Source organism: Actinoalloteichus hymeniacidonis, assembly GCF_014203365.1.
GTDB lineage: Bacteria > Actinomycetota > Actinomycetes > Mycobacteriales > Pseudonocardiaceae > Actinoalloteichus_A > Actinoalloteichus_A hymeniacidonis.
Genome location: NZ_JACHIS010000001.1, coordinates 5,665,221 through 5,685,257 on the forward strand (window position 1 = coordinate 5,665,221; position 20,037 = coordinate 5,685,257).

Here is a 20,037-nt window from a genome sequence, read left to right on the forward strand (position 1 = left end):
CCCACACCTACGGAGTATCTATTCACCCTAATAGCGGTATGCGAATCTCACGTAGTGCGACTAGACGCGATTGCAAATCTGGCCGAGATCGCGGAGTTCCACCTCGGGGCTTCATCGTCGAGGTTAGCGAGGAGTCGACGTGACGTCGCGAGGACGAAACCACCGTCAAAGCGAACACCGCTGGTAGCAAGCGCACACACCGAAGGCCCCGAAGAAAAGTCGCGATCTATGCCACAAAGCGCCGCCCAAGCGGAACCCCGAAGTGGACCCGGCAGTCGAAATGGACGGCACTGCAAACAGTGGGTCGCCCATCCGGGTAGCCTGTCTCAAACCGCAGCAAGCATGGGCCATGCCGATCAGGCAGGCTGGCAGGAGATGTCAAGTCCGTGGTTGATCGCAACGATTCACCCCTGGCGGAACACCTTCCGCAGCAGGACCGCGAGGTGCGACTGCTGCTGGAATCCGGACGAGTGCTGGAAGCCAACGCACTGTTCGACGAGGTCGTATCCGGATTGCCGACCGGCGAGGACGACCGCTGGCGTCGAGCCACCGTGCTGGTACACCGCGCAGTGGTCGCTTTCCGGCTGAACCGAATCCCATTGGCGCTCGAACTCGCCGCCGAGGCATGGGTGGAGTTGGACGCGGATCGCCCGGAGGGCTCGGCTGCCGCGCAGACCATCGGAATGCTCGGATATCTCGTGGAGAGCATCGGCCATCGACGTGCCGCGTTGGACATGATGCGGGTGTCGGTCGAGCTGGCCCGCCGCGCCGGGCATCCCGAGACGCTGGCGCACTGCATGCAGCGGCTGGGCGGCACCTTGAACATGCGGGCGACCGAGGCTTCCGCCGACGATGCCAAACGGATCTTCGCCGAAGCCAGGGGCATGCTCTCCGAGGCGCTGGACCTGGTCGACTCCGGCTTCCTACATCGAGCCCTACTGGCCGCGTACAGCCGTTCGCTGGCAGGTCTGGGGGAGCTCGCCGAGGCCGAGGAACTCGCACAACGCGCGTTGCGGCTCAACGAGGCCGCCGAGGACCGGTGGGGGCTCGCCGTCGCCAACTGGGTGCTCGCCGGGGTACGACGCACCCAGGGCGCGATGCCTGCGGCGCGAACCCTCGCGAGCCGGGCCGTCGCCGAATCGGATCGGGTCGGCGACGCGATCCTGCTGCGCCGGGTCTCCCAGGACCTCGCCGATATCTGTGCCGATCTCGGTGACCACGTCGGCGAGGCTGAAGCGCTGCGCCGGGGCATGGCGGCGGGCAGCAAGATGCTGGACACACTCCAAGAGGCATTAGGACAGGCGCTCGAACAGCGCAGGCTCGCTGTTCAGGCACAGCGGGTGGCGGTGGCCGCGCAGGAGGCGGCGGCCCGCGATCCGTTGACCGGCCTGGTGAACCGGCTCGGTTTGGAACGCACCGCGCCGCATCTGATCAAGCGGACGGCCTCGCGTGGCCGCGTCCCCTGGCTGGTCCTGCTGGACGTCGACTGGTTCAAGGACGTCAACGACGATGCCGGCCACGCGGCGGGCGACGCGGCGCTGCGCGAGATCGCCCAGCTACTGCGCCGCGAGTGCCGGGCCGACGATCTGGTGGCCCGGTGGGCGGGCGACGAGTTCGTCATCGTGCTCGGCGACGTGAGCGAGGAACGCACCGAGGGCTCCGATGCCGGCCCCACGGTGGCCGAACGAATCCGCGCCGCCGTCCACAATCACGACTGGCGGCTGGTGCTCGGCAAGACAACCCGACCGCCGACCGTCAGCATCGGTGTGGCCGCAGGCCCCGCTCAGCTCGATCAGCTCTTCACCGCCGCCGACAACGCGCTGTACCGGGCGAAACGCCAGGGCCGCAATCGCGTCGAGGTGCAGCCCTCCACCGAGGACGAGTTGGACAGCAGGCAGGCGGGCACACTGGCGCCACGCTGACCACGCCGTCGGGCAGTGGCGCCTACCGTGGGCTCGGCCGTCGTCGGCGCTCGACGGCGGGATGACCCGGACCGCGATCGCAGCCGACGCCGACCTGTGTTGACTCGATCGAGGCGCCTGCGGCCGCACCGGGTTCCTCAGCCGGGTCGTGGCCCGCTACGATGTCTGCGGACGTGACACGGGTTCAGCCACCATCGCAACCCCAGGCGCGACCCGGCCTCGTAGCTCAGGGGATAGAGCACCGCTCTCCTAAAGCGGGTGTCGCTGGTTCGATTCCAGCCGGGGCCACCCTCGATATCAACGGCGAGGCATCGACTCGATGCCTCGCCGTTGTTCGTATCCGGGTTCGACGGCCACCGCCGATTCACGCACCTCGATCACGGCCGGGAATAGAACGTCATCGTCATGGGTTGCAATCCGCATGCCTTTGACTGGTGAATATGCACCGAGTACTTCTGGATGGGCCCGCGATCAGGCCGAACTGATCGAACGCTCCGGCGGCACCGAGGGAACGGAACTCAACGGCCTTCCGGTGATCGTGCTCACCACGGTGGGTGCCAAGACGGGGAAGCTCCGCAAGACGGCGCTCATGCGCGTCGAGCACGAGGGTTCCTACGCCGCGGTCGCCTCACTGGGCGGCGCTCCGAAGCATCCGGTGTGGTACTTCAACCTCCAGGCCAACCCGCGGGTGGAGCTGCAGGACAAGACCGTCAAGAAGGACTACATCGCCCGCGAGGTGACCGGCGCGGAGAAGGCCGAATGGTGGGAGCGTTCCGTCGCTGCCTTCCCGCCCTACGCCGAGTATCAGCAGAAGACCTCCCGTGAGATCCCCGTCTTCGTGCTGGATCCCGTCGAGGACTGATCGCCGAGGGCACCCGCTCGGCCAATGGCCCGTCGCACCACGTTCCCGGACAGCTCGACCCTCCGGGATGACGTTCGGTGCGGCGGGCCATCGGTCTGCCAGAAGCCGGTTCCTCCCAGTAATACCGACACCCACCATGTCTATGACTGAATCTCATGCTTCCGATGAAAATTATGTCTTTGATTCATGAATAACAGGCGGGCAGGCTCGGAACCGCCCGTCGAGCGGCCGAGGTGGGGCAATGGCCTCGCGATCGGCCAGCCCCGCCTAGGACGAGGCGGGCATCGGCTCGACGGCGAATTCGGAGAGGAACCATGAATACACCGCATGACAAGGTCGCGTTAGTGGTCGGCGCCCAGGGTGTCATCGGGCGCAATCTGGTCGAACACCTGGTCGAGCTCGGCGACTGGGAGGTCATCGGCCTGTCCCGACGCGGCGGCGAGTCCTCGGCTCGGGTACGGCATCTCGCGGTCGACCTGCTCGACGCCGAGAACAGCCGCGCCAAGCTCGCAGGCGAAACCGCGATCACGCACGTCTTCTACACCGCTTACCAGGATCGGCCGACCTGGGCGGAACTCGTGCCGCCGAACGTCGCCATGCTGACCAACCTCGTCAACGCCGTCGAACCAGTGGCATCGAAACTGACCCATGTCAGTCTCATGCAGGGCTACAAGGTCTACGGCGCGCACCTCGGTCCGTTCAAGACCCCGGCCCGAGAGTCCGACGCCGGGCATATGCCACCGGAATTCAACGTCGACCAGCAGGACTTCCTCGAACTGCGGGCGCGGCAGGGAACCTGGACCTGGTCGGCGATCCGTCCCTCGGTGGTCTCCGGCTTCGCACTGGGCAATCCGATGAACCTATCGATGGCCATCGCGGTCTACGCCTCGATGTGCGTCGAGCTGGGTCTGCCGTTGCGCTTCCCAGGCAGCCCCGGCGCCTACAACAGCCTCTTGGAGATGACAGACGCCGGTTTGCTGGCCAAGGCGACGGTGTGGGCGGCCACCACACCGGGCAGCACGAACCAGGCGTTCAACATCGGCAACGGTGATCTCTTCCGTTGGAGCGAGCTATGGCCCAAGATCGCCCACTTCTTCGAACTGGCTGTCGCACCGCCGCTTCCGATGTCCTTGGCCACCGTGATGGCCGACAAGGAACCACTGTGGAACTCGATGGTCGACCGGCATGGCTTGGAACCGAACGCCTATGCGGCTGTCTCATCCTGGCCGTTCGCCGATGCCGTGTTCTCCTGGGACTACGACATGTTCGGGGACGGCTCCAAGGCCCGTCGACACGGATTTCATGAATACGTCGAGACAGAACAGATGTTCCTCGGTCTGTTCGCCGATCTGCGCGCCCGCCGCATCATCCCGTGATCGGAGTTGTGAAGCCACACCACCCACCGCACAGTGCGCCTCAGTCGGCCATCGGACCGAAGAGATCCACCAAGGCGGACGGCACTGGCCGTGCCGTCTCGCGGAGCGTCTGGAGGAACGCCTCGCTGATCGGGTCGGGATTCGGACGGGTATAGGCGGTCAAGGCCCGACGGACCGGCGGATCCGGGCGCAGCACCAGTCCGTCGAATCCGGCCGGGATGATGTTCGCGGGCGCCAAGGTGGGTCCGAGACCGGCGGCAGCCAGGATGGGAGCCGCAGCGGTCTGTTCCGTACGTATTGCCGCGCGGGGCACGAAACCCGCCTCGGCGCATGCCTGGTGGAGCACGTCCGCCAATCCGTTGCCCGCCGCGTAGTCGACCCAGTTGCGCTCTGCGAGCGCGCGTAGATCCACCCGCAACACACCTTCCGCGCCGAGGGGGTCGTCGCCGGGCAGCACCACGACGAACTCCTCCAAGCCCAGTTGCCAGGTCGGCCCCGACCAGGCCCGGGGTGCTGGACCGACAGCCAGGTCGGCGGCGCCCTCGGTCATCGCGGCCAGCAGTTCGTCACCGTGTCGATGCTCGGACATCCCGATCTGGATCTCGCGGTGTTCCTGCCGCCACCGACGCAGCACCGGCGGCAGGACACCCAATCCCACGGAATACACGGTGGCGAGGCGCAATTCGCCCTGTTCCAGGCCTGACGCCTGGCGAGCCACGCACCTGGCTCGGTGCGCGTCTGCCAAGGTGGCACGGGCATAGGGCAACATCGCCCGTCCTGCCGGGGTAAGCCGGACGGATCGCGGTAGTCGTTCCAACAGCGGGCCGCCGACCGAGCGCTCCAGAATCCGCACCTGATGTGACAGGGCAGGTTGAGTGACGTGCAGCGACTCGGCGGCCCGCGTGAACGAACCCTGCTCGGCAATCGTGACCAGATACTCGAGTTGACGCAGACTTACCATGATCGAATTTTATCGACGATTCACCAAGAGCGAGATCCGTTTATCACTAACGGGAGCACACCACGCACGAGGACAACTCGGCTTGATCACGGATCTTCCGTAGCATCGGAAGTGCTTCGATAGCCGTCGCCCTCGGCAACAAAGGCGGCAGCCAAACTGACATTCACGCCCTCCTGCCGTCCTCCTCCTGGTGAAGGGACCCGATATGGAGCCGGTCACGGTTGCCGCTGCGGCGGGAAACACCATCGTCGATGCCGTGGGAACGGATTCGTGGCGACAGGCCGTCACGGAGATCACCGGTTGGTGGCAGCGGTTTCGACCCGCCGAGGTCGCGACGATCGAGGCGGAGTTGGTCGAGGTCCGGGACGAGATGCTGGCCGCCGCGCAGGAGTCCGGCACCGCGACGGCGGCGGAACTCTCGGTGGAATGGAAACGCAAATTCCAACGACTGCTGCGGTCCGAACCCGAGGCGGAGCCCGAACTCCGGCGCTTGTTGGAGGAGCGGTTGCAGCCGCTGATCCCGCCGGAACGACGTCAGCAGATCGGGCAAGTCACGATGACCGCCACAGCGCACGACAGCAGCCGGATCTATCAATCCGCAGGAGATATGACCATCAACGAGAGCTGATCGACCATCCGTCCAACCCGACGTTCTCTCGGCTGCTCAGCCTTGTCGGGCCGCGAATTCTCATCGCCCAGACCACTCGGATTGACTAGAACGCCCCTGCGATAGAGAGACGGCCTGTCACCTAGTGGGATTGGCGAGTAACACCGACGGGCTAATGAGAAACGCATCGGGTTCGCCATGTGTCGACATCTCCACCGAACGTCACGCACCTGCCGATCCGGTGGGTGTCCATCGATCGCCCGCTACCGAGGACGACGGCAGAAGTCACATGTCCTCTATCGGAACTTCGGCCTGATTTCACCTGAAGAACAGGAATTGGCGGTGCGGGCGCAGCGCATTGGACGACGTCGACTTGCAGTTCTACCAGCGACTACCGAACACTGATGAGAGACGAACCGCTTCTGTGCCCTTCGCAGCCGGGACTACCTTAGCCCGGACTCCAATCGGACGAACGCAGGGCATCGCCGGTTACCAGAAGTTCTCGGAAGTGGGGCACCGACGCCTACTCCCATCGCCCGATCGCCACCTTCACCCGATCGTGCTTCGCTAGTACGAACAAACTCGTTGCCTACGCACCGGAAAACCGACGACTGCCGTGACCTGCGCGTTTTCGCACCGCTCACCTGTAGCGATGCGTCCAACTGGAGATCGTCCCACGTTGGTAGATCGATACCGAGACGCGATCGTGTCTACGAACGGATGACTGCTTCTGGTTAAGCAGCCACGAACTTGGAACAATCTAGGTTGCCGGGTCGTTCGAATATTGACGAGCCAGACCGATGGGTTACTCCATCAGGGTAAGCAGCCGAGAGGTCCAGGGACCGGAGGTGGTCGCGCTGAAAACATCCTCTGCGGTCGTCGATTATCCGCGCACGCCCATGATCTGTTGTTCAATCAACCTAGTCTGCGGCTTTGATCCCATCGAGTTCGCCGCAGAACCGTCGAACGCGTGGCATGTCGGCGAGCCGTGGATTAGCACCGCTGGGATTCGCCGAATCCACCACGACGCACGGAGGTTCTTCAAAATGTGCATCATCACGCCTGCCGCCACGGGAACCTCTCCCGCATCGCGACCCTCCGTCGAACCGGGCCTGCTCAGCACTCGCCTATCGAGGCGGCCCGCCGGGTACGCGCCCCGCCAAGTCGTCGGTGACCTGACCGTCACCGACGGTTGACCGGCCACTCGAGCGTCGGACCCGGTGAGGGGCCTCCCGTGACGTCGAACCACCCGCCGGATCGCGGAGATCACGGCGGCGCAACGTACTCCGCAGAGGGGCACGATTTCGCCCGCGTCTACCAGGCGCAGCGCGACATCGTCATCGGCGGAGGAACTGTCGAGTCGCCACCGATCGCCACGGTGCGCCGGTTACCCGGTCTGTCCGATGGCAAAGCGGATCTCTTCGTGGGCCGAGAAGCCGAGATCGACCTGCTGCGCACCGCGCTCGGTCCCGATCCGCATCGCCAGCTGGCCACGACGGTGGTGTCCGCAGTCGCGGGAATGGGCGGGATCGGCAAGACGGCGCTGGCCTGTCACGTCGCTCGGATGGCCGTCGACCAGGAGTGGTTCCCCGCCGGTGCCTTCCTCGCCGATCTGCATGGCTACGACACACAGGTCTCTCGCCGCGTGCTGGCACACCACCTGGTCGGCCCACTGCTCCGCGCAATCGGGGTGGTCACACTCGATCCGACCCCCGCAGGCCAGTTCGCTCAGTTCCACCGCCAGCTCGGGCGGCTTGCGGTGCACAACCGAGCGGTGCTGTTGGTGCTGGACAACGTCTCCGATCAAGAGCAGATCGAAGCCCTGCTGCCGGTGGAACGGCTACATCGGGTGTTGATCACCACCCGCGAACCGCTCAACGCGGTCGTCGCCGAGCAGAATCTGCGCCTCGGGTTGCTCGACGAACAGACGTCCGTGCAGCTGGTTTCCGCGACCATGGCCAAGGCATGGCGAGCTGATCCGCGAATCCATGCCGAACCGACCGCGTTGCGGGAACTGGTCCGGCTGTGCGACATGCTTCCGCTCGCACTCAGGATCGTCGCGGGCATCCTGGTCGCCGAGCGAGACCTCACCGTCGCCGACATGGTCGACGAACTGCGGGATGGCGCCACCCGCCTGGATGTCCTCACCGACGGGGTCCGAGCGGTCCGCACGGCGTTCGATCTCTCCTGGGATCGGCTACCCCTCGAACAGGCCCGATTGCTCGCCCTGGTGGCGCTCAATCCCGGCCCCGACTTCGCTCTCGACACCGCCATCGCGCTGGCAGACCGGCCGAGGCAGCAGACTCAATCCGCACTACGGGCTCTGGTCGGCGCGCACCTGTTGGAGCGCACGGGCAATCGTCGCTGGCGAGTGCACGATCTGATCCGGCTGCACTCGGCCGAGAAGCTACGCGATCACGAGGACGGCATCGGCGACGAACGACAGCGGGCGCTCGCTATCACCCGGATGCTCCAGCATTACCTCTCCCAGGCCGACGCGGCGGCAGCGGCCTTCGATGGCTCGGCCGCCGCCTCGGCGCGTTTCCCGGATCGGGAGGTCGCCGGGCGGTGGCTCGACGAGGAACGAGGCAACCTGTTGGCCTCGGTGATCCTCGCACTGCCGACTCACCCGGAGGTGGCGCTGCATCTTCCGTTGCGCCTGGCCAGGTATCTCCATCGGCAGCGGCACTTCGACGACATGATCACCGTGCACCAGACCGCCGTCCTGGCGGCACGCCGCCTTGGCGATCGCAGGTCGGAGGGCACGGCGCTGAACAACCTCGGCACCGGACTCCAGGAGGCTCGGCGCTTTGAGGAGGCCGTCGTCGCACACCGACAGGACCTGGCCATCTGTCGGCAGACCGGCGACCGGCACGCGCAGGGCACGGCGCTGAACAACCTCGGGATCGCCCTCCAGGAGACCAGGCGCTTCCACGAGGCGGTAACCGCGCACCGCGAAGATCTGGTCATCTGCCGCGAGACCGGCGATCGCGATGCCGAGGGCGTGGCGCTGAGCAACCTGGGCATCGCGCTGCAGGAGACCGGCAGGCTCTCGGAGGCACTGGAGTTCCACCGCAGCGCGGTCGATCTCTACCGCGAACTCGACGATCCGGCCGGGCATGCCGCAGCACTGAACAACCTCGGGATCGCCCTTCAGGAGTCCGAGCGGTTCGACGATGCCGTGGAGGCGCATCGGGCTGCGGGCAGCCTCTACCGGCAGGTGGGCGACCGACCGTCGGAGAGCCTGGCGTTGAGCAATCTGGGCCTCTGTCTGCGGAAACTCTCCAGGAGCGCCGAGGCCGTGGTGGCGCATCGGCAGGACCTGGTGATCTGTCGGGAGACCGGCGACCGACATGCCGAGGGCATCGCGCTGAGCAACCTCGGGATCGCCCTCCAGGAGATCGAGGAGCTCGGTGAGGCCGTCAGTGCCCACCAGGCGGCCGTCGACCTCTACCGACGGATCACCGATCGGCACGGCCAGGCGGTGGCGCAGAACAATCTCGGGGTCGCCCTGCGCCAGCTCCGACGGATGGAAGCCGACCCCGCTCGGTACCGACCCCCGACGATCGATATCGGACCCGCGACCTCGATCGATGAGCTGCCCGAGACGTCCGAGTACTCGGACGACGAGGTGCACGTCCATTCGATGCCCGCCGCAACGGACGCCGAGACCTCCCAGTCGGCGCGCGCAGCAGCCGTCATCGAGGCGCATCGGCAGGCCGCGATCCTGTTCAACGAATCCGAGGACCGTCACGGCGAGGGCATCGCGTGGAACAACCTCGGTCTCGCGCTCCAGGAGACCGACCAGTTCATCGAGGCCGCCAACGCACACCAAACGGCCGCAGGACTGTTCGAACAGACCGGCGATCTCCCCGGCCAGGGGCTGGCCTTTCAGCACCTCGGCACCGCCCTCGCCGCGGCGGGCAGGCAGAGCCAGGCACTCTCGGCCTGGCAATCGGCGTTGCTCGTCTACGTGGAATGTGCGGATCAGGCGCGCATCGAGTCCGTTCGCCTGCTGCTGGCGGATGCGGACAACAGCCCACCGCCCGCCGCAGGCTGATCGTCGTCGAACCCGTCGGACCCCCCCCAGAAGAGGGGGTCTAGGCACACTGAATCGCACGTGGAGCTGTACAACAATGAGCGCCACGCGGTCAGCAGGCGTCGGCCGCGCTCCGATTGGAAGGACGCATGATGACCACCGCTGCTGCACCGCGAGTCGGGCGGTTCCCGCTGTTGGGCTGGTCGTTCGTCTTCACCGTCTACTCGGTGTTGGGCATCGGTCTCATCGTCCTGATGACGGTCAGCACGGTGCTGCTGGTCCTCACCATCGGGCTGCCGATGGTGGTGGCCTTCGCGTACTCGATTCGGGGTTACAACAACGTCTACCGGCTATGGGCCGGACATGTGCTGGGACGCACGGTCATCCGTCCCTACCGGCCGACCCCCAAGGGCAACCTGATCAGCAGGTTGCGCGCCATCGCCACCGACCCCGCGACCTACCGCGACTACGCGTGGCTGTGGGTCAACGCCATTCTCGGATTCGTCATCTCCCTGGTGTCGTTGACGTTGTTCGCAGGCGGGATCTTCTTCTTCGTCCTACCCGGGGTGATGCAGAACGTCCCACCCGGGATCTTCGATATGAACCTCGGCTTCATGCAGATCACCCGAGCGAACAGCCTGTTCATGTGGGTCTTCGCCGCACTGAGCTTCGGGCTGTGGTGGTGGCTGTCTCCGAAGCTGATGACCGGCTATGCCCGGCTGGCGGCGGTGATGCTGGGCATCAGCGAGCGGGCCAGGCTGTCGCAGCGGGTGGATGCGCTGGCGAGCTCGCGCGCCGAGACCGTCGACACCCAGGCCGCCGAGCTGCGCCGCATCGAACGAGACCTGCACGATGGCGCTCAGGCACGTCTGGTGGCGTTGGGGATGAGCCTGGGCATGGCCGAGGAGATGTTGGCCAACAATCCGGCTGTGGCGCAGGAACTGCTCACCGAGGCCCGCCAGTCGACCAGCCTCGCCCTGTCGGAGCTGCGTGACCTCGTGCGGGGCATCCATCCGCCGGTGCTGTCCGATCGTGGACTGACCGGCGGCATCCAGGCGTTGGCGATCGGTAGCCCACTGCAGGTCGAGGTGGATGTCGTGCTGCCCGACCGGCTGCCTGCCCCGGTCGAGTCGGCAGCCTATTTCGCCGTGGCCGAGGTACTCACCAACGCGGCCAAGCACAGCGGCGCATCGGAGGCATGGATCCGCGCCAGGCATGTCCGGGGCTCGCTCAACGTGTTGGTCGGCGATGATGGCCGGGGCGGGGTGGTGCAGGAGGCCTCCGGTGGCCTGCACGGGATCGAAAGACGGCTGAGCGCCTTCGACGGAACGATGCACCTGAGCAGCCCGGTCGGTGGCCCGACCATCGTCTCCATGCAGCTGCCCTGTCTGCCCGAGTGAGCGCGGATCCACGATTGGGCAACACTTGCGCCCAGTCGGGATCCCGTACCGATCCCCCCGGTCCCTGGAGTCACAGTGCGCGTCGTCATCGGTGAAGATCTGGTCCTGCTGCGGGAAGGCCTGATCCGCTTGCTCACGGCCTACGAGTTCGAGGTGGTCGAGGCGGTGGACAACGGCCCCTCGCTCCTGCGCGCGTTGGTGACGCAGCGGCCGGACGTCGCCGTCGTCGACGTTCGGATGCCGCCCACTTTCACCGACGAAGGGCTGCGCGCAGCCATCGAGGCACGGCGGCAGGTACCCGGACTGCCGATCCTCGTGTTGTCGCAGTACGTCGAACAACTCTACGCACGAGAGCTGATGTCGGACCGCAATGGCGGGGTGGGCTACCTGCTGAAGGACCGGGTCTCCCAGGTCGGCCAGTTCGTCGAGGCGATCCGTCGAGTGGCGGCCGGTGGTACGGCGATGGACCCGGAGGTGATCTCGCAGCTGCTCGCGACCAAGCCAGAGCCGCTGGGCAGGCTGACGCCTCGGGAGCGAGAGGTGTTGGCGCTGATGGCCGAGGGTCGGTCGAACGCCGCGATCGCAGGCAGGCTGTTCATCAGTGAGAACGCCGTCGGGAAACACACCAACAACATCTTCAGCAAGCTGGGCCTACCGCCATCGGAGGATGACAACCGCCGGGTGCGTGCGGTGATCGCCTATCTCGACGCCTGAGCCGACCACCGAGACTCAATCGCCGAAACGGTCGGATACCGGCGCAGATCGGTCAGATAACAACGGGGCTGCCCGACCTCGGTCGTGACTAACCTGACCGCAATGTTCGACGACAGGCTGGGGACACGATGACCGACGTGCAGACGCTGGTATCCGATCTGACCGACATCAAGTTCGATCTCGATCCGGTGACACCGACCGTGCTGGGCCTCTCGGGTGGACGGGACGCGCTGCTTCCCGATCATCGGGAGGAGGCAACCGATGCCGTCCGCAGCAGGCTGGTCGACCTGGCGGCGCGGGCCGCCAAGCTGGATACGACGAACCTCGATGCCCAAGATCGGATCACCGTCGCCGTCGTGCGGCAGCAGACCGAATCGATCCTCGAGACGCAGGATCTGCGGCTGACCGAGTTCACCATCACGGACTCGTTCTTCGCCCACGCAGGAGAGCTGCTGTTCATCCTGCCGCTCATCACCCTGCCCAGTGAAAACCAGGCGGAGGACTACCTGCGGCGGCTCGAAGCCATCCCCGACTTCCTCTCGGCACTGGCTGATCGACACCGAGCGGGCATCGCGGGCGGACGAACGCCGGTGGCCCACCTGGTGAGCAAGACGATCGAGCTGGTGGACCGCTACCTCGCCGACCCGGCCTCGGATCCGCTGCTGCGTCCCAAGCCCGCCGAGCCGAACGCGGACTTCGAGGACCGCCGGAAGCAGATCCTCGCCGACCGGGTTCACCCGGCGTTCGCCGACTACCGCGCGGTGCTGGCCGACGAGGTGCTGTCGCACGGCAGGCCGCTGGACAAGGTGGGTCTCTGCTGGCTTCCGGACGGAGAGACGACGTACCGCGCCCTGGCCAAGTCCCACACCACCACCGACCGCACTCCCGCCGAGCTGCACCAGGTCGGCCTGGACCTCATCGCCGACCTGGGACGGGAATACCGCGAGCTCGGCGCGAAGGTGTTCGGCACCGACGACCTCGCAGAGATCTTCGACCGGCTGCGCACCGACCCCGCGCTGCGGTGGTCCGATGGCGATGAGCTGCTCGATGCGGCCCGCGCCGCCATCACCAGGGCCGAGGCCGTGGCACCCGACTGGTTCGGCAGGCTGCCCAGTGAGCAGTGCAGGGTCGAGCCGGTTCCCGAAGCCGAGGCACCGGGCGCGGTGGGCGCGTACTACATGTCCGGTTCGCTGGATGGCAGCCGGGTGGGAACGTACTACGCCAACACCTACGAGGCAGGCGAGCGCTTCCGCTACACGGCCGAGGCCACGGCGTTCCACGAGGCCGTGCCCGGGCACCATTTCCAGATCACCATCGCCCAGGAACTGAGCGACCTGCCGTTGATCCGCCGCATCGCCCCGCTCAACGCCTACCTGGAGGGCTGGGGGCTCTACACCGAGCGGCTCGCCGATGAGATGGGCCTGTACTCGGACGATCTCGCGAAGTTCGGGATGCTCACCCTGGACTCGATGCGCGCCGGTCGTCTGGTCGTCGACACCGGCCTGCACACCATGGGGTGGAGCAGGCAGCAGGCAGTCGACTATCTGATCGAGAACACCGCGATGGCCCCGCTGGAGATCGAGGGCGAGGTGGACCGCTACATCGCGGCGCCCGGCCAGGCCCTGTCGTACATGGTGGGGCGGTTGGAGATCAATCGGCTGCGCAGCCGGGCCGAAACGGAGTTGGGCGAGCGCTTCGACATCAGCGCCTTCCACGACGCCATGCTCGGCAGCGGAGCGCTGCCGCTCACGGTGCTCGACGAGCTGATCGGTGACTGGATCGCCGCCCAGCAGTCCTAGCTCGTCTACCCGGAGGCGGGTGGCGCGGATCGACAACCGGTCGTGGACGTCGACCACACCGGCCTACGCACTATCCGCGTCGCCTGCCGAATCCGGTCCGGCCCGGCCGGGCCGCCGGGGTCAGTCCGCGGCGACCCGCAGTCTGCGTGTGACGGTCGTGCGCGCCGCGAGCTCGCCGTCGGCCGGATAGTCGACGCCGACCAGGCTCAACCCATGCGCAGGCGCAACGGCCACGTCGTTGGCCCGCTGACGTAGCTGCAACAGGCTTCCCGGCCAGTTCACCGGTCGGCGACCATCGCCCACCGCCAGCAGCGCACCGATCAGACTCCGCACCATCGAATGGCAGAAGGCATCCGCCGAGACCTCGGCATGGACGACGTGCTCGGACACCCGCGTCCAGTGCAGGCGTTCCAGGGCGCGAACGGTGGTCGCGCCATCGCGGCGCTTGCAGAAGGCCGCGAAATCGTGTTCGCCCAACAATGCCTCGGCGGAGGCGTTCAGTACCTCGATGTCCAACCGGCCCGGCCAGCCGAGGGTGTTGTGCCGGATCATCGGTTCGACGCCCCAGGGGGCATCCGAGAGCCGATAGACATAGTGCCTGCGCAGGGCCCCGAACCGGGCATCGAAGGCGGCGGGAACCCGCCGACCCGCGAAGACCCGCACGTCCCCCGGCAGCATCCGATTGAGCCTGCGAACCAGCTCGTCGGGATCGGTGGCCAGCGGATGCTCGACGGGCAGGTCCAGATGCGTCACCTGGCCCGAGGCATGGACGCCTGCATCGGTCCGACCAGCCACGGTCACCCGGATGTCCAGCCGGGTCAACAACGACAGCGCGTCCTCCAACACCCCGCAGACCGTGCGACGGGTGGGCTGCCGAGCCCAGCCGGAGAAATTCGTGCCGTCATAGCCGAGATCGAGCCGAACGCGAACGAGCCCGTCGTCCCCAGCGGGAACGGCGGGCTCGTCGGCGTCGGAGTGAGCAGTGGTGATAGCTCAGTCCTTCTTGTCCGACCCGGCGTCGTCGGAAGCGGCGTCCTTGGACTCCGCCTCTGCGGCGACCTCGGGGGTCTCCGAAGCGGTCTCCTCGGCGGGAGCCGCCGGGGTCTCGGTCTTGGTGTCCGACGCGAAGGTCGTGCCACGCGCGGCCTCGGCCTCGCTGGTCACGGTCTTCTCGTTCACCAGCTCGATGACCGCCATCTGGGCGTTGTCGCCCTTACGCGGCATCGCCTTGATGATGCGGGTGTAACCACCGTCGCGGTCCACGAAGAACGGACCGATCTCGGCGACCAGCTTGTGGACGATGTCCTTGTCGCGGATCACCTTCATGATCTCGCGACGGTTGTGCAGGTCACCGCGCCTGGCCTTGCTGATCAGCCGCTCAGCGAACGGACGAAGTCGTTTCGCCTTCGCCTGGGTGGTGGTGATCCGCCCGTGGGTGAACAGCGAGGTGGCCAGGTTGGCCAGCATCAACCGCTCGTGGGCGGGCGAACCGCCGAGACGGCGGCCCTTCGTGGGGGTGGGCATCCTTGCTCCTCTATCAAGATCCTCGACTGTCCGCGGCTGTCCTCACTCGGGACAGTCAGCGGATCTACAGCTGCTCGGTCTCGGCGTAGTCCTGGCCATCGTCGCCGTGTCCATCGGGACCGTCGCCATTGCTGGACCAACCCTCGGCGGGGTAGTCGGCAGCGGCGGCGGACGGGTCGAAGCCGGGAGGGCTGTCCTTGAGCGCCAGCCCAAGACCCGCGAGCTTCATCTTGACCTCGTCGATGGACTTCGCCCCGAAGTTGCGGATGTCCAGCAGGTCGGCTTCGCTGCGGCCCACGAGTTCGCCGACGGTGTGGATACCCTCGCGCTTGAGGCAGTTGTACGAGCGAACCGTCAGGTCGAGGTCCTCGATCGGCATCGCGAACGCCGCGATGGTGTCCGCCTCCGCAGGAGACGGGCCGATCTCGATGCCCTCGGCGTCCGAGTTCAGCTCGCGTGCCAGGCCGAAGAGCTCCACCAGCGTCTTACCCGCCGATGCCACCGCGTCCCTCGGTGTGATGGAGGGCTTGCTCTCCACGTCGAGGATCAGCCGGTCGAAGTCCGTCCGCTGCTCGACACGAGTCGCCTCGACCTTGTAGGTCACCTTCAGCACGGGCGAGTAGATCGAGTCGACCGGAATCCGGCCGATCTCCGCGCCTGCCTGCTTGTTCTGCACGGCGGGCACGTAGCCGCGGCCACGCTCGACGACGAGCTCGATCTCGAGCTTGCCCTTCCCGTTCAGCGTGGCGATGTGCAGATCCGGGTTGTGCACCGTGACGCCCGCAGGCGGAACGATGTCACCGGCGGTGACCGCACCGGGGCCCTGCTTGCGCAGGTACATGGTGACGGGCTCGTCCTCCTCGGAACTGACGACCAGCTCCTTGAGGTTCAGGATGACGTCGGTGACGTCCTCCTTGACCCCCGGAATGGTGGTGAACTCGTGCAGCACACCGTCGATACGGATGCTGGTGACCGCCGCCCCCGGGATCGAGGACAGCAGGGTCCGCCGCAGCGAGTTGCCCAAGGTGTAGCCGAAACCGGGCTCGAGGGGCTCGATGACGAACCGGGAGCGGGTCTCGTTGACCGACTCCTCGGCCAGGGTGGGCCGCTGAGAGATCAGCACTGTGTTTGTTTCCTCTCCTCACGACGCCCGCTATTTGACGCCGATGGAACCGGGGACGCGGCGATGCACTGGTCGCACCGTCGCCAGACGTGCCGGAGCGGGACGAGCGCCTAGGCACCCGTCCCGCATCCCATCACTTCGAGTAGAACTCGACGATCTGCTGTTCCTGAACCGGCGTGTCGATCTGCGCCCGCTCGGGAAGCTGGTGCACGAGCACCCGAAGGTTGCTCGGCACGACCTGGAGCCACGCGGGAGTGATCCGCTCGCCCAGGGTCTCCTTGGCGATGATGAACGGCGTGGTGCCCAGGGACTTCGGCTTCACATCGATGATGTCGAACTTCGACACCTGGAAGCTGGGGATGTCCACCTTCTTGCCGTTCACCACGAAGTGACCGTGGCTGACGAGCTGACGCGCCTGCCGCCGCGTCCGGGCCAGGCCCGAGCGGTAGACGACGTTGTCGAGGCGAGCCTCGAGGAGCTGGAGCAGATTCTCGCCGGTCTTACCAGGACGCCGCGAGGCCTCCTCGTAGTACTTGCGGAACTGCCGCTCCAACACGCCGTAGGTGAACCGAGCCTTCTGCTTCTCCTGGAGCTGAAGCAGGTACTCGCTCTCCTTGATCCGCGCCCGGCCGTGCTGTCCCGGCGGGTACGGACGACGTTCGAAGGCCTGGTCGCCGCCGATCAAGTCGACCTTCAGTCGACGAGACTTGCGAGTCGCGGGTCCGGTGTAACGAGCCATGAGTGTCTAGTCTCCTTTCCCGCGCTCTTAGACCCGACGCCGCTTGGGCGGCCGGCAGCCGTTGTGCGGCTGAGGGGTCACGTCTTGGATGGTGCCGACCTCGAGGCCGGCAGCCTGCAACGAACGGATCGCGGTCTCCCGGCCGGAGCCGGGACCCTTCACGAACACGTCGACCTTGCGCATGCCGTGCTCGGCAGCCTTGCGGGCGGCGTTCTCCGCAGCCATCTGGGCGGCGAACGGCGTCGACTTCCGGGAGCCCTTGAAGCCGACGTGGCCCGCGGACGCCCAGCTGATCACCGCACCGGTCGGGTCCGTGATCGAGACGATCGTGTTGTTGAAGGTGCTCTTGATGTGCGCATGTCCATGCGCGACATTCTTCTTTTCCTTGCGCCGGACCTTCTTGACCCCGGCACCGGAACGAGACTTGGGTGGCATGTCTGGTGTGATCTCCTAGCTGCGCGCGAGGTGGGGCTACTTCCGGGTGGCCTTCTTCTTGCCTGCCACCGTCTTCTTCGGGCCCTTCATCGTGCGGGCATTCGTCTTGGTCCGCTGGCCACGAACGGGCAGCCTGCGGCGGTGCCGCAGTCCCTCGTAGCAGCCGATCTCGACCTTCCGCCTGATGTCGGCAGCCACCTCGCGGCGGAGGTCACCCTCCACCTTGTAGTTGGTCTCGATGTGGTCCCGGAGCTTCACGACGTCCTCGTCGGTCAGGTCCTTGGCCCGCAGATCCGGGCTGATCCCGGTCGCGGCCAACAGCTCCCGGGAACGGGTCCGGCCAATGCCGAAAATGTAAGTCAACGCAACCTCCATCCGCTTTTCGCGGGGGAGGTCGACGCCAGCAAGCCGTGCCATACGGCGCGTTCTCCTTCATGTCACTCCAGGTCTGCTCCCCTACCGTCCCGCTCCTCGATGAGGAGCAGGCCCCGGCCTGGAGTCCGGGGGCGAGTCGACCGGATCCCAATGAGAATCCGACGACAGGTGTGGGGAGGCCTCTTGACTGTCGGTCGTCGAAAGACGACCTGTGGTCATGCCTGTCGGGGCTTGGATCAGCCCTGGCGCTGCTTGTGTCGCTTGTTGTCGCAGATCACCAAGACCCGGCCATGTCGCCGGATCACCTGGCACTTGTCACAGATCTTCTTGACGCTCGGCTGGACCTTCACGGTCGTGCTCTCCTGCTGCGCTCGATGCGTCCTCTTCGAGTGTTTCGTCGAGGACGATGCCGCTTTGCCCGGGTGGTCACCCGGGCACCTTTGAGTGGCACAGAGGTCACTTGTAGCGGTAGACGATGCGCCCACGGGACAGGTCGTAGGGCGACAGCTCCACAACCACCCTGTCCTCGGGCAGGATGCGGATGTAGTGCTGCCGCATCTTGCCGCTGATGTGGGCCAGAACCTTGTGTCCGTTCTCCAGCTCCACACGGAACATCGCGTTGGGGAGCGGCTCGACCACGCGACCTTCGACCTCGATGGCCCCGTCTTTCTTGCCCATGTCCTCCGCGTTTCGTGACGGTGTCAGTTGTCTGTCCCCTCCAGCACCGACCGATAGGCCAGCCGATGTCCAGGAGGGCGAGCACCCGTCGAGACGATCCTCCGGGCCGTCTCGACGTCGGCCTGCCCGGTGAGAACCGCCAGGAGACTCGACAGGCCGCGAGGGGGCTAGAGCCACCCAGCAACGCTGAAGGAGACACGATGGACCAGCGCGACGAATGCGCCGTTGAGCCAGTGTAGTCGCTGGGTGAAGTAGCCCGACAGCGACCCCTAACACACCGCGTCCCCGACCCGTCATCGGGCACGGCTCTTGATCCACCCGAGGTGCGGCGGACCACCGGCCTCTAGTGGCGCCAGCCGTGCGAGGTCGAGCCGGAGCCACCACCGTTGATCCACTTGAAGACCAGCGCGGCGCCCCATGGTCCTGCAACCCAGAGCCACCAGGGATACACCCAGGAACCTGCGATGCCGATGACCAGCCAGACGCTCAGGTTGACGAGGCTCACCGCAGCCCACGCCGCCACCTCGCGTTTGCGCTGCTCACGAGCTGCGGCGAGCTCGGCGGACTCCCCGTTCTCGGCGACGACCGGCTCCGCAGTCGACGTCATCGGCGTGATCACCTGCGGCACGGCGGGCAGGTCCTCGGTGGCCTTGCCCAGCTCCCCGTAGGTCCTCGCCTGCCACACCGCCCGGGTTCGTTCGTCGAGCTCGGCGAGGGTGAGCCGCCCCTCCGCCTGTGCCGCGCTCAGGCGGTCCACCACCCGCTGCCGGTCGACATCCGATGCACGCAGATCGTCTCGCGACTGCGGTTCGCTCACCACGCCGATTCTGCCAGACGCGTCCACCCAGGCCACCCCGCTCACTCTCGTGGTGTCACGTCACCCCGAACGTGACACCATCCATGATAGCGAACGACATCATCGTGACGCCATGACTGCCATCACTCGGATCGCGGCCTGCCGATTCCGCTGGCATAGAGCACGCCGAGGACTCCACCGGGCGGCAGGCCGACCCAGAGCCACCACGGGTACAACTCGAAGGAGCCAAGGTCGATGAGGCCCCACACGATGAGGTTGACGACGGTGGCGCTCAACCAGATGATCGTCAGCACCCGCATCGCCATGCCGCCGGGATCATCGCTGAAGACCCGCTTACGCGGTTTCGACTGATCGAAACCGTCCTGTTGCTGACGGACGGGCGGCAGGTCGCGAGTCACCTTCTCGAGCTCACCGCCGGTCTTGGCATCCCAGGCCGCCCGCACCCGGGTGTCGAACTCGCTCAGGTCGATCAGACCCTCGGCGTGAGCCCAATGCAGATGCTCCTGGGTCTTCTTGCGGTCCCGATCGGAGGCGCGCATTTCTTGATGACGAATCGGCTCGGTCACGGCACCATTTTCCTCAACCTCCACGCGTCTCGGGCAGGAACCCGATCGCTGGTGAGCAGGTCGTTACAGGTTATGCGGCGCGCAGAGCGCAGAACAGGGA

At 66.3% G+C, this 20,037-nt stretch carries 19 protein-coding genes and 1 tRNA gene; 9 read left to right on the forward strand and 11 right to left on the reverse strand.

The window, feature by feature from the left end:
- The first annotated feature begins 386 nt into the window (after window positions 1-386).
- The 4 genes from BKA25_RS24015 (at window position 387) to BKA25_RS24030 (ending at window position 4,160) form a co-directional block, all read left to right on the forward strand.
- Complete coding sequence (locus tag BKA25_RS24015; protein ID WP_236750465.1) at window positions 387-1,922, forward strand: GGDEF domain-containing protein; 1,536 nt, start codon at window positions 387-389, stop codon at window positions 1,920-1,922.
- Between the two features lie 215 nt (window positions 1,923-2,137).
- Window positions 2,138-2,210: transfer RNA gene (locus tag BKA25_RS24020), tRNA-Arg, on the forward strand.
- A 133-nt stretch (window positions 2,211-2,343) separates the two neighbouring features.
- The gene (locus BKA25_RS24025) at window positions 2,344-2,784 is read left to right on the forward strand and encodes a nitroreductase family deazaflavin-dependent oxidoreductase (protein WP_069846442.1); all 441 of its coding nucleotides are present in this window, start codon (window positions 2,344-2,346) and stop codon (window positions 2,782-2,784) included.
- Between the two features lie 314 nt (window positions 2,785-3,098).
- Window positions 3,099-4,160, forward strand: coding sequence for an SDR family oxidoreductase (locus tag BKA25_RS24030; RefSeq protein WP_069846440.1), 1,062 nt, complete (start codon window positions 3,099-3,101; stop codon window positions 4,158-4,160).
- Window positions 4,161-4,200: 40 nt separating this feature from the next.
- Here BKA25_RS24030 and BKA25_RS24035 read toward each other — a convergent pair whose 3' ends face one another.
- On the reverse strand, window positions 4,201-5,121 hold the full coding sequence (locus tag BKA25_RS24035) for a LysR family transcriptional regulator (protein ID WP_069846438.1): 921 nt from the start codon (window positions 5,119-5,121) through the stop codon (window positions 4,201-4,203).
- Window positions 5,122-5,326: 205 nt separating this feature from the next.
- Here BKA25_RS24035 and BKA25_RS24040 point away from each other — a divergent pair, with 205 nt between their 5' ends.
- The 5 genes from BKA25_RS24040 to BKA25_RS24060 all read left to right on the forward strand — a co-directional run bounded on the left by BKA25_RS24040 (window position 5,327) and on the right by BKA25_RS24060 (window position 13,680).
- Window positions 5,327-5,749, forward strand: coding sequence for a hypothetical protein (locus BKA25_RS24040; RefSeq protein WP_069846436.1), 423 nt, complete (start codon window positions 5,327-5,329; stop codon window positions 5,747-5,749).
- A 1,213-nt stretch (window positions 5,750-6,962) separates the two neighbouring features.
- Window positions 6,963-9,788 carry a tetratricopeptide repeat protein gene (locus BKA25_RS24045; protein WP_069846434.1) on the forward strand — a complete coding sequence of 942 codons (2,826 nt, stop codon included), beginning with the start codon at window positions 6,963-6,965 and terminating at the stop codon, window positions 9,786-9,788.
- A gap of 131 nt (window positions 9,789-9,919) precedes the next feature.
- Window positions 9,920-11,167 carry a sensor histidine kinase gene (locus BKA25_RS24050; protein WP_069853230.1) on the forward strand — a complete coding sequence of 416 codons (1,248 nt, stop codon included), beginning with the start codon at window positions 9,920-9,922 and terminating at the stop codon, window positions 11,165-11,167.
- Between the two features lie 75 nt (window positions 11,168-11,242).
- Window positions 11,243-11,881, forward strand: coding sequence for a LuxR C-terminal-related transcriptional regulator (locus tag BKA25_RS24055; RefSeq protein WP_069846433.1), 639 nt, complete (start codon window positions 11,243-11,245; stop codon window positions 11,879-11,881).
- Between the two features lie 128 nt (window positions 11,882-12,009).
- Window positions 12,010-13,680, forward strand: coding sequence for a DUF885 domain-containing protein (locus BKA25_RS24060; RefSeq protein WP_069846431.1), 1,671 nt, complete (start codon window positions 12,010-12,012; stop codon window positions 13,678-13,680).
- Window positions 13,681-13,800: 120 nt separating this feature from the next.
- On the opposite strand, the gene truA is transcribed toward BKA25_RS24060, so the two are convergent.
- The 10 genes from truA to BKA25_RS24110 all read right to left on the reverse strand — a co-directional run bounded on the left by truA (window position 13,801) and on the right by BKA25_RS24110 (window position 19,937).
- Entirely contained in the window at window positions 13,801-14,670 is an 870-nt protein-coding gene (truA, locus tag BKA25_RS24065; RefSeq protein ID WP_084642468.1) for a tRNA pseudouridine(38-40) synthase TruA, read from the reverse strand.
- Between the two features lie 3 nt (window positions 14,671-14,673).
- Window positions 14,674-15,204 (reverse strand): 50S ribosomal protein L17, encoded by a 531-nt coding sequence (gene rplQ, locus BKA25_RS24070; RefSeq protein ID WP_069846430.1) that lies wholly within the window; start codon window positions 15,202-15,204, stop codon window positions 14,674-14,676.
- 64 nt (window positions 15,205-15,268) lie between these two features.
- Window positions 15,269-16,327 carry a DNA-directed RNA polymerase subunit alpha gene (locus BKA25_RS24075; protein WP_069846428.1) on the reverse strand — a complete coding sequence of 353 codons (1,059 nt, stop codon included), beginning with the start codon at window positions 16,325-16,327 and terminating at the stop codon, window positions 15,269-15,271.
- 133 nt (window positions 16,328-16,460) lie between these two features.
- Window positions 16,461-17,066 (reverse strand): 30S ribosomal protein S4, encoded by a 606-nt coding sequence (gene rpsD / locus BKA25_RS24080; RefSeq protein ID WP_069846427.1) that lies wholly within the window; start codon window positions 17,064-17,066, stop codon window positions 16,461-16,463.
- Window positions 17,067-17,093: 27 nt separating this feature from the next.
- The gene (gene rpsK, locus BKA25_RS24085) at window positions 17,094-17,501 is read right to left on the reverse strand and encodes a 30S ribosomal protein S11 (protein ID WP_069846425.1); all 408 of its coding nucleotides are present in this window, start codon (window positions 17,499-17,501) and stop codon (window positions 17,094-17,096) included.
- A gap of 36 nt (window positions 17,502-17,537) precedes the next feature.
- Entirely contained in the window at window positions 17,538-17,918 is a 381-nt protein-coding gene (rpsM, locus tag BKA25_RS24090) for a 30S ribosomal protein S13 (protein ID WP_069846423.1), read from the reverse strand.
- A gap of 194 nt (window positions 17,919-18,112) precedes the next feature.
- Window positions 18,113-18,226 carry a 50S ribosomal protein L36 gene (rpmJ, locus tag BKA25_RS24095; protein WP_069846422.1) on the reverse strand — a complete coding sequence of 38 codons (114 nt, stop codon included), beginning with the start codon at window positions 18,224-18,226 and terminating at the stop codon, window positions 18,113-18,115.
- Window positions 18,227-18,332: 106 nt separating this feature from the next.
- The gene (gene infA, locus BKA25_RS24100; RefSeq protein WP_005166804.1) at window positions 18,333-18,554 is read right to left on the reverse strand and encodes a translation initiation factor IF-1; all 222 of its coding nucleotides are present in this window, start codon (window positions 18,552-18,554) and stop codon (window positions 18,333-18,335) included.
- A gap of 343 nt (window positions 18,555-18,897) precedes the next feature.
- Complete coding sequence (locus BKA25_RS24105) at window positions 18,898-19,371, reverse strand: DUF1707 SHOCT-like domain-containing protein (RefSeq protein ID WP_069853228.1); 474 nt, start codon at window positions 19,369-19,371, stop codon at window positions 18,898-18,900.
- A 122-nt stretch (window positions 19,372-19,493) separates the two neighbouring features.
- Complete coding sequence (locus BKA25_RS24110; RefSeq protein ID WP_157420920.1) at window positions 19,494-19,937, reverse strand: DUF1707 SHOCT-like domain-containing protein; 444 nt, start codon at window positions 19,935-19,937, stop codon at window positions 19,494-19,496.
- Between the last annotated feature and the right edge of the window lie 100 nt (window positions 19,938-20,037).

Coding starts and splice junctions, on each gene's coding strand:
- BKA25_RS24025 (WP_069846442.1), top strand. CDS start 2,344: ATGCCTTTGACTGGTGAATATGCACCGAGTACTTCTGGATGGGCCCGC.
- BKA25_RS24030 (WP_069846440.1), top strand. CDS start 3,099: ATGAATACACCGCATGACAAGGTCGCGTTAGTGGTCGGCGCCCAGGGT.
- BKA25_RS24035 (WP_069846438.1), bottom strand. CDS start 5,121: ATGGTAAGTCTGCGTCAACTCGAGTATCTGGTCACGATTGCCGAGCAG.
- BKA25_RS24040 (WP_069846436.1), top strand. CDS start 5,327: ATGGAGCCGGTCACGGTTGCCGCTGCGGCGGGAAACACCATCGTCGAT.
- BKA25_RS24050 (WP_069853230.1), top strand. CDS start 9,920: ATGACCACCGCTGCTGCACCGCGAGTCGGGCGGTTCCCGCTGTTGGGC.
- BKA25_RS24060 (WP_069846431.1), top strand. CDS start 12,010: ATGACCGACGTGCAGACGCTGGTATCCGATCTGACCGACATCAAGTTC.
- rplQ (WP_069846430.1), bottom strand. CDS start 15,204: ATGCCCACCCCCACGAAGGGCCGCCGTCTCGGCGGTTCGCCCGCCCAC.
- rpsD (WP_069846427.1), bottom strand. CDS start 17,066: ATGGCTCGTTACACCGGACCCGCGACTCGCAAGTCTCGTCGACTGAAG.
- rpsK (WP_069846425.1), bottom strand. CDS start 17,501: ATGCCACCCAAGTCTCGTTCCGGTGCCGGGGTCAAGAAGGTCCGGCGC.
- rpsM (WP_069846423.1), bottom strand. CDS start 17,918: ATGGCACGGCTTGCTGGCGTCGACCTCCCCCGCGAAAAGCGGATGGAG.
- infA (WP_005166804.1), bottom strand. CDS start 18,554: ATGGGCAAGAAAGACGGGGCCATCGAGGTCGAAGGTCGCGTGGTCGAG.